Annotated in this window: 14 protein-coding genes; 5 read left to right on the plus strand and 9 right to left on the minus strand. The window is 64.0% G+C overall.

Annotated features, from left to right (window positions below):
* Window positions 1-1236 (minus strand): serine hydrolase, encoded by a 1236-nt coding sequence (locus BBF93_RS14855; protein WP_233349152.1) that lies wholly within the window; start codon window positions 1234-1236, stop codon window positions 1-3.
* The gene (locus BBF93_RS14860) at window positions 1236-2396 is read right to left on the minus strand and encodes an acyl-CoA dehydrogenase family protein (protein WP_035598308.1); all 1161 of its coding nucleotides are present in this window, start codon (window positions 2394-2396) and stop codon (window positions 1236-1238) included. The genes BBF93_RS14855 and BBF93_RS14860 overlap by 1 nt, the downstream gene beginning before the upstream one ends.
* A gap of 112 nt (window positions 2397-2508) precedes the next feature.
* Between BBF93_RS14860 and BBF93_RS14865 the strand changes: the two genes are divergently transcribed.
* The 3 genes from BBF93_RS14865 (at window position 2509) to BBF93_RS14875 (ending at window position 4385) form a co-directional block, all read left to right on the plus strand.
* Window positions 2509-2940, plus strand: coding sequence for a PaaI family thioesterase (locus tag BBF93_RS14865; protein WP_035598311.1), 432 nt, complete (start codon window positions 2509-2511; stop codon window positions 2938-2940).
* A complete protein-coding gene (locus BBF93_RS14870; protein ID WP_114106444.1) occupies window positions 2937-3515 on the plus strand; it encodes a hypothetical protein in 579 nt (192 codons plus the stop codon). The genes BBF93_RS14865 and BBF93_RS14870 overlap by 4 nt, the downstream gene beginning before the upstream one ends.
* Before the next feature lie 78 nt (window positions 3516-3593).
* Window positions 3594-4385 (plus strand): SDR family NAD(P)-dependent oxidoreductase, encoded by a 792-nt coding sequence (locus tag BBF93_RS14875; protein WP_114106445.1) that lies wholly within the window; start codon window positions 3594-3596, stop codon window positions 4383-4385.
* Window positions 4386-4470: 85 nt separating this feature from the next.
* Here the strand turns inward: BBF93_RS14875 and BBF93_RS14880 are convergent, their stop codons facing one another.
* From BBF93_RS14880 to BBF93_RS14905, 6 genes are all read right to left on the minus strand, one after another.
* A complete protein-coding gene (locus BBF93_RS14880; protein WP_114106446.1) occupies window positions 4471-7125 on the minus strand; it encodes a M1 family metallopeptidase in 2655 nt (884 codons plus the stop codon).
* 305 nt (window positions 7126-7430) lie between these two features.
* A complete protein-coding gene (locus BBF93_RS14885; RefSeq protein WP_233349153.1) occupies window positions 7431-7697 on the minus strand; it encodes a GIY-YIG nuclease family protein in 267 nt (88 codons plus the stop codon).
* Between the two features lie 197 nt (window positions 7698-7894).
* The gene (locus BBF93_RS14890) at window positions 7895-8290 is read right to left on the minus strand and encodes a hypothetical protein (RefSeq protein WP_233349154.1); all 396 of its coding nucleotides are present in this window, start codon (window positions 8288-8290) and stop codon (window positions 7895-7897) included.
* A 242-nt stretch (window positions 8291-8532) separates the two neighbouring features.
* A complete protein-coding gene (locus BBF93_RS14895; RefSeq protein WP_114107107.1) occupies window positions 8533-9723 on the minus strand; it encodes an amino acid aminotransferase in 1191 nt (396 codons plus the stop codon).
* Window positions 9724-9812: 89 nt separating this feature from the next.
* Entirely contained in the window at window positions 9813-10412 is a 600-nt protein-coding gene (locus BBF93_RS14900) for a TetR/AcrR family transcriptional regulator (protein ID WP_051612529.1), read from the minus strand.
* A gap of 399 nt (window positions 10413-10811) precedes the next feature.
* The gene (locus BBF93_RS14905; protein WP_114106448.1) at window positions 10812-11780 is read right to left on the minus strand and encodes a M48 family metallopeptidase; all 969 of its coding nucleotides are present in this window, start codon (window positions 11778-11780) and stop codon (window positions 10812-10814) included.
* Between the two features lie 112 nt (window positions 11781-11892).
* Between BBF93_RS14905 and BBF93_RS14910 the strand changes: the two genes are divergently transcribed.
* Window positions 11893-12627 carry an MBL fold metallo-hydrolase gene (locus tag BBF93_RS14910; protein WP_114107108.1) on the plus strand — a complete coding sequence of 245 codons (735 nt, stop codon included), beginning with the start codon at window positions 11893-11895 and terminating at the stop codon, window positions 12625-12627.
* Between the two features lie 71 nt (window positions 12628-12698).
* A complete protein-coding gene (locus tag BBF93_RS14915; RefSeq protein ID WP_114106449.1) occupies window positions 12699-13043 on the plus strand; it encodes a YMGG-like glycine zipper-containing protein in 345 nt (114 codons plus the stop codon).
* 189 nt (window positions 13044-13232) lie between these two features.
* Here BBF93_RS14915 and BBF93_RS14920 read toward each other — a convergent pair whose 3' ends face one another.
* Window positions 13233-14504 carry a hypothetical protein gene (locus BBF93_RS14920; RefSeq protein ID WP_114106450.1) on the minus strand — a complete coding sequence of 424 codons (1272 nt, stop codon included), beginning with the start codon at window positions 14502-14504 and terminating at the stop codon, window positions 13233-13235.

Consider the following 14504-nt stretch of genomic DNA (forward strand, 5'->3'; position numbering starts at 1 on the left):
TCACCAGTCGATCGCCGCATAGACAAGTTGCTGAAGTTGCATCCGCATCGGATAGGTCGATGACGGCATCAGCTGGGTGGCCTGAACCGCGATCAACTCCTCTTCCGGATCGATCCAGAAGAAGGTGGAGGCAAGGCCGCCCCAGCTGAATGTGCCATCGCTACCCGGCTGGCGGGTCTGCACGATATCGGTGACAACCGATCCGCCCAGCCCGAAGCCTACGCCTTCGGCCATCACCTCGGTGAATGTCGAGCGCCCCATGCCGCGCATGGTCTGCCCGCCGGGCAGATGGTTCTGGCGCATGAACTCCCACGTCTTGGGACTGATGATCCGCGCGCCGTCCAGCGTGCCCCCGCGCAGCAGCATCAGGGCAAAGCGGTGATAATCCCGCACCGTGGAAGCAAGCCCGCCGCCACCATTCAGCTGAACCGGGCGCTTGGCATAGAGTTTCGAGGCCGCGCCGCCGGGATCAGCCAGCGTGGTTTCGCCGGTCTTGGCGTCTTTCTGATAGCAGGCCATCAGCCGGCCGATCTTGTCTTCCGGCACCCAGAAATCGGTATCGTTCATCTGCAGCGGACCAAAAATCCGCTCCCGGAAGAACACGTCCAGCTCTTGCCCGGTGATGATCTCCACAATCGCGCCGAGCACATCGATCGAATGGCTGTAGCGCCATTCGGTTCCCGGCGAGAAGGCCAGCGGCAGGCCCGCCATCTGGCGCGCCATTTCCTGCAGCGTCTGCTTGTGATTGCCAACCTTTTCGCGGCGGTAGATCTCGTCGCTTTCATCCTGCATCAGGAAGCCATAGGTGAGGCCCGCCGTGTGCGTGATCAGATCAAGGATCGTCATCTCGCGGTCTGGATCCTTCAGCTTCGGCGCCGCCGCCGTGCCGCCCGCCCAGACCTTCACATCCTTGTATTCAGGAATGTACCGGCTGACGGGATGTTCCAGGCGCAGCCTGCCCTCCTCGAACAGCATCATGATGGCCAGCGTGGTGACCGGTTTGGTCATCGAATAGATGCGGAAGATCGTCTCGGAATTGATCGGCTGGCTGCCGCCCATCTCGGTCGCGCCGATATAGCTTTCATGGGCAATTTCGCCCCCGCGCGAAACCAGTGTGGCCATGCAGGGGATCTTGCCGCTGTCGATATAGTTCTTCTGGAAGAAGTCCGGAATCGCGTCCAGACGCTCCGCATTCAAACCAACTTCACTCGGATCAGTCAGATCATGTTCAAACATCAGAGGCTCCCCGCTTTGGCCGCGCGGGCCAGTTCACGCGCGATGATTATCTGTTGAATCTGGCTGGTGCCTTCATAGAGGCGGAAGATGCGCACATCGCGGTAAAACCGCTCGATGCCGTAATCGGCCACATACCCTGCCCCGCCGAAAATCTGCACGGCGCGGTCGGCCACGCGGCCGCAGGCCTCGGTGGCGAAAAGCTTCGTGCACGAAGCAAGCATGGTGATGTCCTCGCCCGCGTCGCGGCGGCGCGCGGCGTCCAGGATCATGCATTCGGCGGCATAGGTTTCTGCCTGGCTGTCAGCGATCAGGGCCTGCAGCATCTGATGCTCGAAGATCGGCTTGCCGAACTGGCGGCGCTCGAGGGCGTAATTGACCATCTCGCGGATCAGGCGTTTGGAAACGCCGGTCGCCACGGCCGAGATGTGCAGCCGGCCTTTATCCAGCACGCTCATGGCCACCTTGAAGCCCTCGCCCTCCTTGGCGATCATGTTGGCGGCGGGCACGCGGGCGTTCTCGAAGATCACGTCGCAGATATGGGCGCCCTGCTGGCCCATCTTCTTCTCCGGCTTGCCAACCGAGAGGCCGGGCGTGCCGCGCTCCACGATGAAGGCAGAGACGCCCTTCGCGCCGGGCTCGTCCTGATTTGTCCGTGCCATGACGGTGAAGAGATCGGCCTTGTTGGCGTTGGTGATATAGCGCTTGGTGCCATTGAGGATGTAATAGTCCCCATCCCGCACGGCTTTGGTCTTGAGGCCGGCCGCGTCAGAGCCGGCTTCGGGCTCAGTCAGGGCGAAAGAGGCGATCAGGTCGCCCGAGGCGATGCCGGGGAGCCATTTCTGCTTCTGCTCAGGGGTGCCGAAAAGGACGAGAGCCTGGCTGCCGATGCCGATATTGGTGCCGGCAACCGAACGGAAGGCTGGCGAAGTCTGGCCGAGTTCCATGGCGACCAGGCATTCGGTTTCCATGTCGAGATCGAGCCCGCCGAACTCTTCCGGGACGGCCACGCCGAACAGGCCAAGCTCCTTCATGGCGTCAACCACATGCTGAGGCACTGCGTCTTCTTCTGAGACCTGGGCCTCCACGGGCACGCAGGTTTCGGTCACAAAGCGGCGCACCTGCTCGATCAGGGCGGCGCGGGTTTCAGCATCAAAGGCCATGGGTTTCTTCTCCCGTCATTTCTCTTCGGCGCGCACTCTATGCCCCAATGCGGCGCTTGTCGAAGGGGCGCATGACGGTAAGGTGCCGCAGTCAAAAAAGAGATGGAGCCCCATGTCCACAACGATTGTCGAGAGCGGTGAGTTTGCAGGCTGGACTACATGGGCCGAGGAGCCCTTCGAGCATGAAACGGCCGGCCCGTTCTATTTCCGGGTCGATGAGAAAGGCCCGGTCGCCGCGTTTCGGGTGGCGCGCAAGCATATGAATGCCGGGGGCGTGGTGCATGGCGGCTGCCTGATGACCTTTGCCGACTTTGCCCTGTTCGCGATTGGCCATGAGGCCATGGAAGGCTCTTACGGGGTCACGGTGGCGTTTACCGCCGAATTCATCGACGGGGCACTGGAAGGAGAACGGCTGGAGGCGCGTGGGGACACGCTGCGCAAAGGCGGGTCTCTCAGCTTTGTGCGCGGACTGGTGACAGGCCAGGATGGCCGGCCAGTGCTGAACTTCTCGGGCACTATCAAGAAGCGGAGGAAACAGGCATGAGCCGGATTGGCGCTCTGCTGGCAGGACTTGTGCTGCTGATCTCGCCGGCGACCGCTGCGGCCCAGGACCTGTTTGCTGGCATCCCCGATCTTGCCGATCACGGCGTTGTCGATGGATGGCGGGCCGGAAAGATCGACAGCGACGATATCTGGCTGGGACAGGCCTGCGTCCTTTACAAGACACTCACCAAGGACCCCAGCCCTATTTATGTCACCTACAGGTTCGAGCCGGGTGAGGAGGAGACGGCGGTTGTCTTCGCCGTGCCCCGGGCTGAGTCCGTGCCTGATCCTGATGAGATTGACTGGGGTTACCTTGAACCCGCCGATCTCATCTATGCCCTCAACGGCACCGATGCCCGCAGGGCGCCCGGCCATGTGGGCTGGGAGTATATCGACGCCAATTCGGTCTATGTGACCCTGTCGATGGACGCGGATCGGGCGATGGTGGACCAGATCGCCGCCGCTGACTGGGTTGGGATCGCCGTAGACGGCGCCGCCGAAGGGATGCGGTTCGATACCGGCAAAGCCACAGGGGCGGTGGCCTGGGCCCGCCAATGCCTGGCGGGATTCAACTAACCAGCAGGATCAATACGGGGAGGATGGCCGGCCAGTGCGGACCTCCTCCGGAAACATAACGAAACGGAGGAAACAGACATGCGAGAGCAGCCACCCTATCAGGAATTATCCAGAAGTATCAAAGGCAAGACCGCGCTGATCACCGGCGCGGCCAGCGGCATGGGGCGGGCGACCGCCCACCTCTTTGCCCGCGAGGGCGCGAATGTGGCGGTGACGGACCTGCGCCAGGAAAACGTCGACAATGTCGTCAATGAAATCAAGGCAGCCGGCTTCGATCATGTGAAGGGCTGGGCGCTGGATGTGGGCGATGGCGCCGCGATCAAGCGGGTGGTGGACGAGGCGGCCGCGCATTTTGGCGGGATGGATATCCTCGTCAACAATGCAGGGTTCGCCATCCCCGGCCAGGTTGGAGAGGAAAGCTATGAGGACAGCTGGGGCCCCTCGATCAACGTCATGCTGACCTCGCACCAGCGGGCGATCCGGGCGGCCCTGCCCTATATGCGGAAGAATGGCTGGGGGCGGATTGTCAACATCGCGTCCACCGAAGGGCTGGGGGCAACGCCGGGCAATTCCCCTTACGTGGCGGCCAAGCATGGCGTGATCGGCCTGACGCGCGGCCTGGCGGTGGATCTGGGCCGGGAAGGCATCACGGTGAACTGCATCTGCCCGGGCCCGATCATCACCGGGATCACCGCCGGAATCTCCGATGAACACAAGGAGATATACGCCAAACGCCGGGTGCCGTTGCGCCGGTATGGCATCCCCGAAGAGGTGGCGCACATGACGCTTTCCCTCGTGTTGCCGGCGGCGAGCTTCCTCAACGGTGTCCACATTCCGGTGGATGGCGGGCTGACGATCAAGAACGCCTGACCCCGCGCCAAACCGGTGTCATCCCGTGTCAAAACGCGGACACGGGATGACATCCAGCGGACAAATCCGGACATTTCCGGACAGATCAGGGACGCGCCAGGACAGGCAGGATCATCGCGCGGGCATTCTCTCTCTGCGCGGCGCAGAGCGTCAGATATTCCTTCGTTTCGCCCAACGCGCGTTCATGCCCGGCAAGGTCGCGGCTGCCGGCGGCGAACAGCGCTTCCAGATCCGGGATCACGGCGGGGTCGCAGAAGGCCCGTGCCAGGCGCGGCGTGTTGCGGCGCAGCTGGGAAGGCACCCGGGCCGTGAAGCCGGGGAAGTCTCCGGTGAGGCGGGCCCAGGTCCTGTCGCGGTGGGCTGGATTGTTCATCAGGCTCTGGGCGAGGGAGAAGGTGACCTGCTGGCTGATGCCGCCCTCATAGATGAGATCGAGCGCGCGGGCAGCATCCTCCGGCGAAGCGGCGCTGCCGAGGCTGTCGGCAGCGGCCTGGAGAAAGACGGCATCGTCCAGGCGGGTGATGGCGGCGAGCACCTTGTCGAACATCGCCGTGCCCCCCTCCTCCAGCGCGGCGCGCAGGGCGTAGGTGTAGAGGTCGCTGGAGAGCTCGCCCGTGCCTGAGAGGAACGCGTCGGCCTCGGCGACAAGGGCGGCGCGGGCCTCAGGCTCGTGCAGGGAGGCGGCCCGGAAACCGCGCAGGCGCATCCCGGCTTCCAGCTCGGATGGGTCATCCCGCCGGGCGAGCGCGACAGACGCGCGGGCCTTTGCCGGCTCTGCCTCTTCGCCAAGCTGGGCCAGAAGCGCGTCCCAGGCGTTCAGCGCAAAGATCAGCACTGTGCCATGGGGATGGGCGAGGCTGGCTTCGAGAAGGCCGAGATACTCCGCCCCGCCCATCGACCCGGCATTGAAGGCGGCCTGGGCGCTGTCGATGGAGACCAGAGCCTCGCGCGGCTCAAGCGCGGCGAAATCATCCGTCAGGGCGCGCCAATATTCCGCTGGCAGATCAAACCGGTAATAGCCTGCCCCCTTGGCATTGGGCACGACGACTTCCGGGCAGATGGCGCCGCGCACATCCACCGTGCGCTGGGGCGCGCTGAGCAGCGTGCAGACTTCGCCTGTATTGGCGCCATCCTTCCAGGCGGCGCAGACCGGAATGTTCCACAGGCCGCCGGGGGCAATTTCCGAACCGATGGGACGATAACGCGTCTGGCTGAATTCGATCTTGGCAGACGTGCCGCTGCAGATCGGCTGGGCCGAGACGAGCGGCACACCAGGCTGGGTGACGAAGCTTTCGAAGACAGTGCCGATGGCGCGCTGGCCGCTGGCCTTGCCGATGGCGGAATAGAAGCGCGCGCTGTCGGCCTCACCATCTGCATACTGCGCAATATAGCGCCCGAGCGCCGGGCGCAGCACATCCGGGCCGAAATAGGTGTCGATCATCCGGATGACCGACTGGCCCTTGGAATAGGTGATCGCGTCATAGGCATTGCGCACATCTTCATTGCGGCTGATCGGCTCTGCCACGGCGCGCACGCCTTGCAGGCTGTCGAGCGACATGGCGCGGATACCATCGACCACGGCGGCCAGATCATGATTGCCCTGGGGCTCCATGATTTCCAGCACGACGGTTTCACTCCAGGTGGCGAAGGCTTCCTTCAGCCAGAGATCATCCCACCAGGGCGGCGTGACCAGATTGCCAAACCACATATGGGCAATCTCATGCGCATGGATTTCCTTGACGCTGCGCAGGAGGGACGGCCCGGTATTGGGGCCGACAAGAATGCGGCCTTCGCGATAGGTGATGGCGGCGGCCAGCTCTGTTGCGCCCGAGGGCCATTGCGGGGCGGCGATGATATCGAGCTTTTCATAGGGGTAAGGCTGGCCCAGCATTTCCTCGAAGACGCGCATCATTTCGGGCGTCAGATCCAGCGCGAAGGCAAGCTCCTCCCCCTTCCCGGCGCGGGCATAGCCCGTGAGCGGAATTTCCGTGCGCCGCACATCATTTGGCGGGAGCGGGGCGCGATCGACCTTGTCGAAATTGCCGACGGCGGTGGAGAGCAGATAGGTGGAGAGCGGACGGGTGGGCGCGAAGGTGATGGTTTCAAAGCCAGGCTGGGCCGGCGCGCGGGAGACCTCCGGCGTGTTGGCGATGGCGTGCATGCCTTCGGGCACGGTGATTGCCACTTCGAACGGCGCCTTCAGGCCCGGCTCGTCAAAGCCCGGCAGGAAGCGGCGCGCCTGGATGCTTTCGGACTTGGCAAGGGCATACCAGTTGCCCTGGGATTCGACGCGGAAAAGACCGGCCAGGCCCGTATCGAAGGCGGCGGTATAGTCGATGGCCAGCGTGACGCGGTGCGCTTGCAGACGGCGGGGGAAGCCGACCCAGACGACGCCGGTATCGAGGACTTCCGCCCAGCTCGCCTCGACCGTTTCGCCCCCGGCCGTGGCCGTGACGCGGGAGACGTCGAGATCATCGCCGTGCAGCCAGATGCCATTGGTGGCGGCGGCCAGCTCTACATCAATCTCGACATAACCGGAGAAATGGGTTTCGCGCGGATCGAGATCGAGGGCGACGCGGTAGGCCTTGGGCCGGGCCATGGCCGGCAGGCGGCCCGCCGGGGCGACGCGCGCCAGGGCGGCTTCGTCCACAGGCTGGACCGGGACTGTCCAGGCAGAGCGCTGGGCACAGGCCCCCAGAAGGCAGACGCCCGCCGCAATCGCCACCATCAGAAACCGCATGAATACTCCCCGGCTGCCCGTATTCTTCTGAATACCGCATCAGGCGCGGGAGGGAACCCTTGATCGTGAACAGGGGCGCAGTGTTTTGGGGCTCTGGGTCCCGGTCTTCGCCTGCGGCGAAACCGGGATGACGCCTTCCTAGACATCGCTCTCGATTTCGTCTTCCCGGTTTTGCGCGCTCGCGCAAAGACCGGGACCCAGTGAGGCGCAAGGCGCGCCCTTCAGGAAGACATAGCCTCTGCTGACCCAGCGGTGAGATCGTCCCACAGATCGCGCCAGCCAGAATTGGATTCTTCGATCAACCGCTATTTCCAGGCCCCACGCCAGCGTTTGATCTGCTTCTCCTTTCGGATAGCCGCTTCAATATCGTCATGAACTTCGAACCATACGAGCTGCTTGCAGCCATACTTACGCGAGAAACCAGGCAGTACGTCCTCCCTATGCTGCCAAATCCGGGCAACAAGATCGGATGTGACACCTGTGTAGAGCGTGCCATTGCGCCGGGACGCGAGGATATAGACATAGCTGAATTTCATGGCCCGGAACATACGCGGAACATTCGTCCGTGTCATGTGCTTTTCCGGTAGTCTGGAAACATCTTTGGCGGCACCTCTTTGCTCTGCCCTCTTCTGCCTGGGTCCCGGTCTTCGCCTGCGGCGAAGCCGGGATGACGAGGGGAGAGTTTCGGGCCACCAAATGCGCAGCAGGTTTGGCCGGTCGCAGCGGGCGCTGGCCGGTGATTGGGGCTGAATTCGGGGTCAGATCAAAGTCAGGACGTGTCAGTGATTGGCGCGCAGGCCCCCTTCGTCAGGACGCTGCGCGGACTGCCCTTTTCCCCGCTTGCACGGAGGACGAAAAGGGTGTGCGGCGCATCGGCGTTGAAGATCGCCGGGAACGCGCTTGACCAACTGGGATCATCCCACGCCTTGCGTGTGGGTTCTGCTGGTCTGTGGGCGGAGGGATCGGGCCGTGGGTCGCCGAGATATTCGATGCGGACCCTGCCCCACCAGCTGATGCGGATGAGGGCGCCCGTGCGGCCGGCGGCCTGGACGTGTTTTGCGGCGATCCGCATCTGCCAGACGAACACCCACCAGAAGAAAGGATGCACGAGCGCGAAATACTCCGCGAGCGCTGGTTCCTTGCTGAGGCGGGCGATACTCATCATGCCACGGAGCATACGCCCGGCGCGGGAGGGGGTGGACAAGGGTTGCGGGATTTATTTTTAAGGCGTTGAGGGGATTGGGGATTTTGGGCGCGGAGGGGGCGGGATGTGTTGGATGGGGCGGAAGGCCCTCACCTCCCATTGCTGCGCAATGGGCCCCTCCTCTCCCGGAGGGAGAGGGGCTAAACCTTACCCGCGCCCGTCAGGGCGTGGGAGGTGAGGGTCTTGTGGGCGGCCGCCCTGCCCTAGACCAGATACCGCGCGAGGGTTTCGGCGAGGCGGGGGATGTCGCTGGCGTGGAGACCGGCGATGTTGATGCGGCCGGAGGATGGCATGTAGATGCCATCGGCTTCGCGCGCCTTGGCGGTGTCCTCTGCCGAGATCGGCAGCTGCGAGAACATGCCGTTCTGCGTCTTGAGGGCGGCGAGCAGGTTTGAGCCGGTATGGCTGACCAGGGCATCGGAGAGCGCCGTGCGCAGGGAGATCATCCGGGTGCGCATCGCCGTCAGCTCGGCTTCCCATTCAGCGCGCAGATCCGGATCATCCAGCACTGCGGCGACGATGCCGGCGCCATGGGCGGGCGGCATGGACCAGGTGGCGCGGCCCATATCGGCAACATGGGTGGTGGCCGCCGCGATGCCTTCGGCGTCCTTGCCGATGGCGAGGAAGCAGCCGGTACGCTCCCGGTAAAGGCCGAAATTCTTCGAGCAGGAATAGGAGACAAGCGCTTCGCCGGCCTCCTCGATGAAGGCGCGCACGCCGTCCATGTCCTTGTCGAGGCCGGAGGCGAAGCCGTGATAGGCGACATCCAGAAGCGCGATGACGCCCTTCTCGCGGCAGAGCCTGCCCAGCGCGCGCCAATCGTCCGTTGACGGATCGATACCGGTGGGGTTGTGGCAGGGACCCTGCAGGATAATGCCGTCGCCGGGCTCGGCGGTGGAGAGGTCTGCCAGCGCGCCGAGCTTGTAGAAGGCGCCGTCGCGGGCATAGGCATAATCCTTGACCTCAAGGCCGAGGGATTTGACGACGTTGGGATGGTTGGGCCAGGTGGGCTTGGACACCCAGACGCGGCGGGTGCCCATGCGGCGCATCAGGCCGACGCCGAGGAACAGCGCGCCGCAGCCGCCGGGGGCGGTGAAAGACAGGACGCGGTTTTCCTTCAGCGCCGGATGATCGGCGCCGAACACGAACTTCTCGATATGGGCGCAGAAATCGGTGTTGCCGCGCGGGCCCTCATAGACCTTGGTGGTCTGGGCGGCGAGGAGCTTGGCCTCGGCCTTGCGCACGGCGGAAAGGATCGGGGTTTCGCCATGCTCGTCCTTGTAGACGCCGACGCCGAGATCGAACTTCTCCGAGCGCTCATCGGCGCGGTAGGCGGTCATCAGGCCCAGGAGGGCGTCGGGCGGGAGCGTGGAGAGCGGCGAGAAATGCGACATGAGGAGGGCCTTCCCTTTTCTTTCGCGCTGACCCGTATCGGCTTTCCGCCGCATAATAAACCCCGCCCGCTGGCATCTGCGCGCGAGGATTATGCAGAATGCTTCAGGCCGCGCACGATCGCTTCGAAGCCGGCGAAGAGTTCTTCGCGGGTGACATCCCGGTAGCTCGAGGCAAGGGCAAAGCCCGCGCCATTGAGGGCCGACTGGAGCAGGACAGCAGCCGGGCGGATGCGGTCTTCCGGGACGAGGCCCTGGCTGGCGAGATAGGCGGCGCCGCGCGTCATGTTGTTCATGCCGAGCTGGAAATCGAGCTCATGCCAGCGGGCCATGCCGAGGACCGAGGGGCCGTCGATCAGGACGATCGACTGGTAATCGGGCCGCATGGCCCAGTCGAGATAGACCCGGCACCCGGCCAGAAAGGCCGCGTAGGGGTCTGTTTTCGAGCGGGCGGCCGCGGCAGCGTCACGCGCGGCGGCGTCCATTTCCAGCTGCAGCGCGGTCCAGACCTCGAGGAAAATGTCTTCCTTACTGCTAAAATAGTGAAACAGCGCGCCCTTGGTCGTGCCTGCAGCCGCGACGATGGCGGCGATACTGGTCGCCGCAAAGCCTTGATTTGTAAATAATTCCCTGGCCGCGCGCAGCAAGGCTTCACGCGTTTCGGCCGCCTGTTCTTTTGTGCGTTTCGGCATCCCCACACCTCTTGCGTCTCACCATACCAGTGGTATGTAAAAAGGGTAACCTTTTTTGGTTGCGGGTCTTACGGGGCCCACGCTGCTCACTTGATACACTGCAGGCTGGGTGACGCCGGTGGACGGCACGGACTGCATTGCACAGCCGCGAAGCGCTTCGGGAGGAGGAGCCTTCGCGGCTTTTTTTTTGCGCTGAAGAACCAGCGGCCTGAGCGGGCATGACGGGCCCCGGGCGGGCGGGAAAGTATTCTGAACGCGCCGTGCGCAGATTGTTATCAAACGTTCAGACTGGCACTATTACTCATATTTTAAGGGCGGAAGGGCAAAGCTCACAAGGCGGCGCGCTTCCACGATGGGGAATGGCCCTTGGCGGCCCTCGCTTTGCGGCGGGGGCCGTTTTCAGTTCAGCTTTCCGCAGCGGCGCTCATATTCGGCGATGGCTTCGGGCATCCATTTGCGGAAGTTTTCGGCCCGGGTGGCGGAGGCCGGGTGGGTGCTCATCCATTCGGGCGGGCGCTGGCCGCCGCCGATCTCGCCCATCCGCTCCCACAGCTCGGGCGCTTCGCGGGGATCGTAACAGGCGCGCACGAGCAGATCGAGGCCGATCTTGTCAGCCTGGGTCTCGTGTTCGCGCGAGAAGGCAAGGAAGCCGCCCTGGGCAGCGACCCCGAAAGCCTGCAGGACCGCCTGACGCTGGCCCGCCTCCATATCCCCTACCCCAACCGCGAGGGCGACCTGGCCGATCTGCAGCATCTGCTGGGTGCTCATCCGCGCGGCGCCGTGATGGGCCAGGGCATGGCCGATCTCATGCCCCATGACGACGGCGAGCTTGTTGACATCGGCGACATCCTCCAGCGTGACGCGGCCATCATAATTGCCGGTGATGTCGAGAATGCCGGTATAGACCGCCACATAGCCACCCGGCAGGCAGAAGGCGTTGGGGGTGGGCGAGTCCACGACATAATAGGTCCAGTCGAACTGTTCGACGACGCCGGGCATCCGGTAGCCCTGCGTGCGATAGTCGTTTTCCAGTTCCAGCGCGGCGCGCTCCAGCCGGGCGCCGATCTCGCGGACCGTTTCCGTCAGCCGGCGCGCATCGCCCCGGCAGCTGGCTTCCTCAGCGCAGAGCACGGTGTTGCCCTGGCTGTGTTCCTGCTGGAGGATCTGCAGATAGGATTGCTGGCCGAGCTTGATCTCGTCAGCCACCGACAGGGTGTTGAACTGTTTCTTGCCGGGCGCGAAGGGCACCTCTTTCTGGTTTGACTGCCAGTAGATGAAGAGGCCGATGAGGGCGATTAGGATGATCCCGCCGCGCCCTCCGATGTCTCCAAGGCCGTTGGCCCGTATGGGCTGTCTGGACTGCTGCATCGCCGGGCGCTCCTGAAGATATGTCGCTGCAATAGTTAACCCAGCGTCTGGCAGGCGAAAAGACAGGAAGCGCCGCATTGCGAAGTGGGCCCGGATCGCTATGTTTGCCCCCATGACCGAACAAGCCCCTGCCCCGAAACTCGAGATCCGGATCATTCCGGTGACGCCGCTGCAGCAGAACACGTCGATGATCTGGTCGACCGAGACCAAGGAAGGCGTTTTTGTCGACCCCGGCGGCGAGGTGGACAAGCTGATGCAGGCGGCCGACCATTTCGGCGTCAAGATTGTCGGCGTGTGGCTGACCCATGGGCACCTTGATCATGTGGGCGCGGCAATGGACGTGAAAGAACGCACCGGCTGCCCCATCATCGGGCCGCACAAGGACGACCAGTGGCTGCTGGACGAGGTGGAAGCCAGCGGCGCGCGCTATGGCATCCGCGACGGGAAGAATGTGCAGCCTGACCGCTATCTGAACGATGGCGACGAACTCGACCTGGCCGGCAACACATTCGGCGTAGCCCACTGCCCCGGCCATACGCCGGGCCATGTGGTGATCTATCATCAGGACGGGGCGCTGGCATTCGTCGGCGATGTGCTGTTCCGCGGCTCTGTGGGGCGCACGGATTTTCCGCGTGGGAACCATCAGCAGCTGATCGATTCCATCACCGGCAAGCTGTGGCCGCTGGGCGATCAGATGAGGTTTGTGCCCGGCCATGGGCCGATGTCGACCTTTGGCCAGGAACGCCGGGACAACCCCTTCGTGGCCGATGCGGTGACCGGCTATAACGGCGCAGAGCGCGGCGACGCCGATGAAATGCTGCAGCGTCTGTCCAAGCGCTATACCTGAACTCCATGTAATTTAAGGAACCGATGCGGAAAGCCGGCGTTTCCATTCCACTAACAGGAAAGGAACGACCCATGATCGGATACGTGAAACTTGCTGCGATCGGCGCCAGTGCGCTGGCCATGGCCGCGTGCACCTCTTCAGGCACGGCAGAACGCAACGCAGCTGCAGGCGCCGCCCTTGGCGCAGCCGCCGGCGCTGCTATCGGCAACAATGTGGGCGATGGCAATGCCACACGCGGCGCCGCCATTGGCGCAGCAGTCGGCGGCGTTGCCGGCGCAGCCCGCGGCTGCAGCCAGGCCGGGGATTGCGGCACGGGCAACCGCCCCGCCAATTATGATGCGTACAATTACGATAGCGATGGCGACGGCGTGGTCGATGCGCGCGACCGCTATCCCGACGATGCCCGCCGCTGGTAAGCCCCATGCGGCGCACTTCCGGCGAACCTGAGCGCGCCGACAGCCCTGCCCCCTCATCCGGGGGCGGGGCTTCCGGCATGATCGGTCCACAGACAAAAGATGAAGACGCCCCTCACCGGCAGGAGCCGATGAAAGGGCCGAGCCCGTTCCGGCGCTGGATGGAGCAGTCCGGCCAGGCCCGTTGACGGGCTAGGGCGTTTCCCCCTCCAACTCCGCAATCTTGCGGAGATTGGTGTTACGCAGCACGTCATGCAGCCAGCCCGGCATACCGGGCAGGTCGGCTGTTTCCGGCGTGCGGATATCCCCCGACTGGAAAAGGTCCAGTGCCTCATTGATCATCAAGCGTCCGGCGATCCCCTGTCCGGCGGCATCTGCCTCGGCCGACATCTCGCTGACTGCGCGCAGGAAGGCGGACCGGGCAGGCCCGGTTTCCTCGACGGTCGGCGCGCCAATGCCGGCCGCCTTCGGGGTCCAGTTGCGGCTGATTTCCAGGGCAACCGAAATCTTGGCCGACTCGGTGCCGATTACGCCCGGCGCAAACCAGTCTTCCCTCGCAACATGCTTCAGACTGTCCGGGTCATACAGGACGCGGCTGACGCCATGCTCGTCCAGCAATTTGTCGAGCAGCGCCTGATCCCGCGTCTGCCAGAGACCGAAGGGCGCCGATTTGCCTTCCAGATATTGCGAGACATCGCGCAGCGCTCCGCGCAGGTAGATATGGACATCGACCTTCCCGGCTATTTTCTTGTCTTGAACCTGCTGCGTGATCGCCTTGGCGCGCTGGACCAGGGGGCTCCAGTGCGCCCTGTCCTGCGAGCCGCGGCAGGCATCCGCCAGTCGGTCCAGCAGCTTCAGCGAAGCTGGCCGGCCAATCGTCTCATAGGCCGCTGCTGCGGTCGCCATCGCCATTGTGACCTCGTTACACGTGAGCGGCGGGCGCGTCTCCGTCAGGACCGGATGAACGTCATGGCCTGCTTCCGCATAGCTGGTCATGGATTTGACGGCCTCTTTGACGATCCCGTACCAGTCTTCATAGCGCAGATTGAACTGCGCAGTTCTAAGGTATTTCGGTGCATCCTGCTGGGCGGCGAGGATATGGTCCATGGCTTGGGTAACATACGGGACATGCGCCGCCTTGCGGCCCTCGCCGGGAGGCGTATCGGCTTCAAGCCGTTCAACCCATTTCAGCTCGGCGCCCGCAGCGATGATCCGTACCCAGCCTGTCTGCGGGCATTGGCCGGCATCCAGACGTATCTCCGCGAGCTTCTCCGCAAAGACTTCATCGGTGACCGGCGTGCGGCCGGCAAGCGCCGCCTGGACGGGCGACTCGCCGAGCGCGTTATAGGCCGTGGCAGCCTTGACAATCCGATCCGGGCCGCAAGTCGCAGGCGAAGCCAGCGCCGGGGCAGCGCCGAGCATTGCCGCGAAGGCGAGACCGGCGATTCTGAAACAAGGCTGCAT

The sequence above is a fragment of the Hyphomonas sp. CACIAM 19H1 genome (genome assembly GCF_003325995.1).
Lineage (GTDB): Bacteria > Pseudomonadota > Alphaproteobacteria > Caulobacterales > Hyphomonadaceae > Hyphomonas > Hyphomonas polymorpha.

Bases quoted from the DNA above. Each gene is read 5' to 3' on its own strand.
- BBF93_RS14895 (WP_114107107.1), bottom strand. From the start codon at position 9,723: ATGTCGCATTTCTCGCCGCTCTCCACGCTCCCGCCCGACGCCCTCCTG.
- BBF93_RS14890 (WP_233349154.1), bottom strand. From the start codon at position 8,290: ATGATGAGTATCGCCCGCCTCAGCAAGGAACCAGCGCTCGCGGAGTAT.
- BBF93_RS14855 (WP_233349152.1), bottom strand. From the start codon at position 1,236: ATGTTTGAACATGATCTGACTGATCCGAGTGAAGTTGGTTTGAATGCG.
- BBF93_RS14920 (WP_114106450.1), bottom strand. From the start codon at position 14,504: ATGCAGCCTTGTTTCAGAATCGCCGGTCTCGCCTTCGCGGCAATGCTC.
- BBF93_RS14900 (WP_051612529.1), bottom strand. From the start codon at position 10,412: ATGCCGAAACGCACAAAAGAACAGGCGGCCGAAACGCGTGAAGCCTTG.
- BBF93_RS14880 (WP_114106446.1), bottom strand. From the start codon at position 7,125: ATGCGGTTTCTGATGGTGGCGATTGCGGCGGGCGTCTGCCTTCTGGGG.
- BBF93_RS14860 (WP_035598308.1), bottom strand. From the start codon at position 2,396: ATGGCCTTTGATGCTGAAACCCGCGCCGCCCTGATCGAGCAGGTGCGC.
- BBF93_RS14870 (WP_114106444.1), top strand. From the start codon at position 2,937: ATGAGCCGGATTGGCGCTCTGCTGGCAGGACTTGTGCTGCTGATCTCG.
- BBF93_RS14905 (WP_114106448.1), bottom strand. From the start codon at position 11,780: ATGCAGCAGTCCAGACAGCCCATACGGGCCAACGGCCTTGGAGACATC.
- BBF93_RS14865 (WP_035598311.1), top strand. From the start codon at position 2,509: ATGTCCACAACGATTGTCGAGAGCGGTGAGTTTGCAGGCTGGACTACA.
- BBF93_RS14885 (WP_233349153.1), bottom strand. From the start codon at position 7,697: ATGACACGGACGAATGTTCCGCGTATGTTCCGGGCCATGAAATTCAGC.
- BBF93_RS14875 (WP_114106445.1), top strand. From the start codon at position 3,594: ATGCGAGAGCAGCCACCCTATCAGGAATTATCCAGAAGTATCAAAGGC.
- BBF93_RS14915 (WP_114106449.1), top strand. From the start codon at position 12,699: ATGATCGGATACGTGAAACTTGCTGCGATCGGCGCCAGTGCGCTGGCC.
- BBF93_RS14910 (WP_114107108.1), top strand. From the start codon at position 11,893: ATGACCGAACAAGCCCCTGCCCCGAAACTCGAGATCCGGATCATTCCG.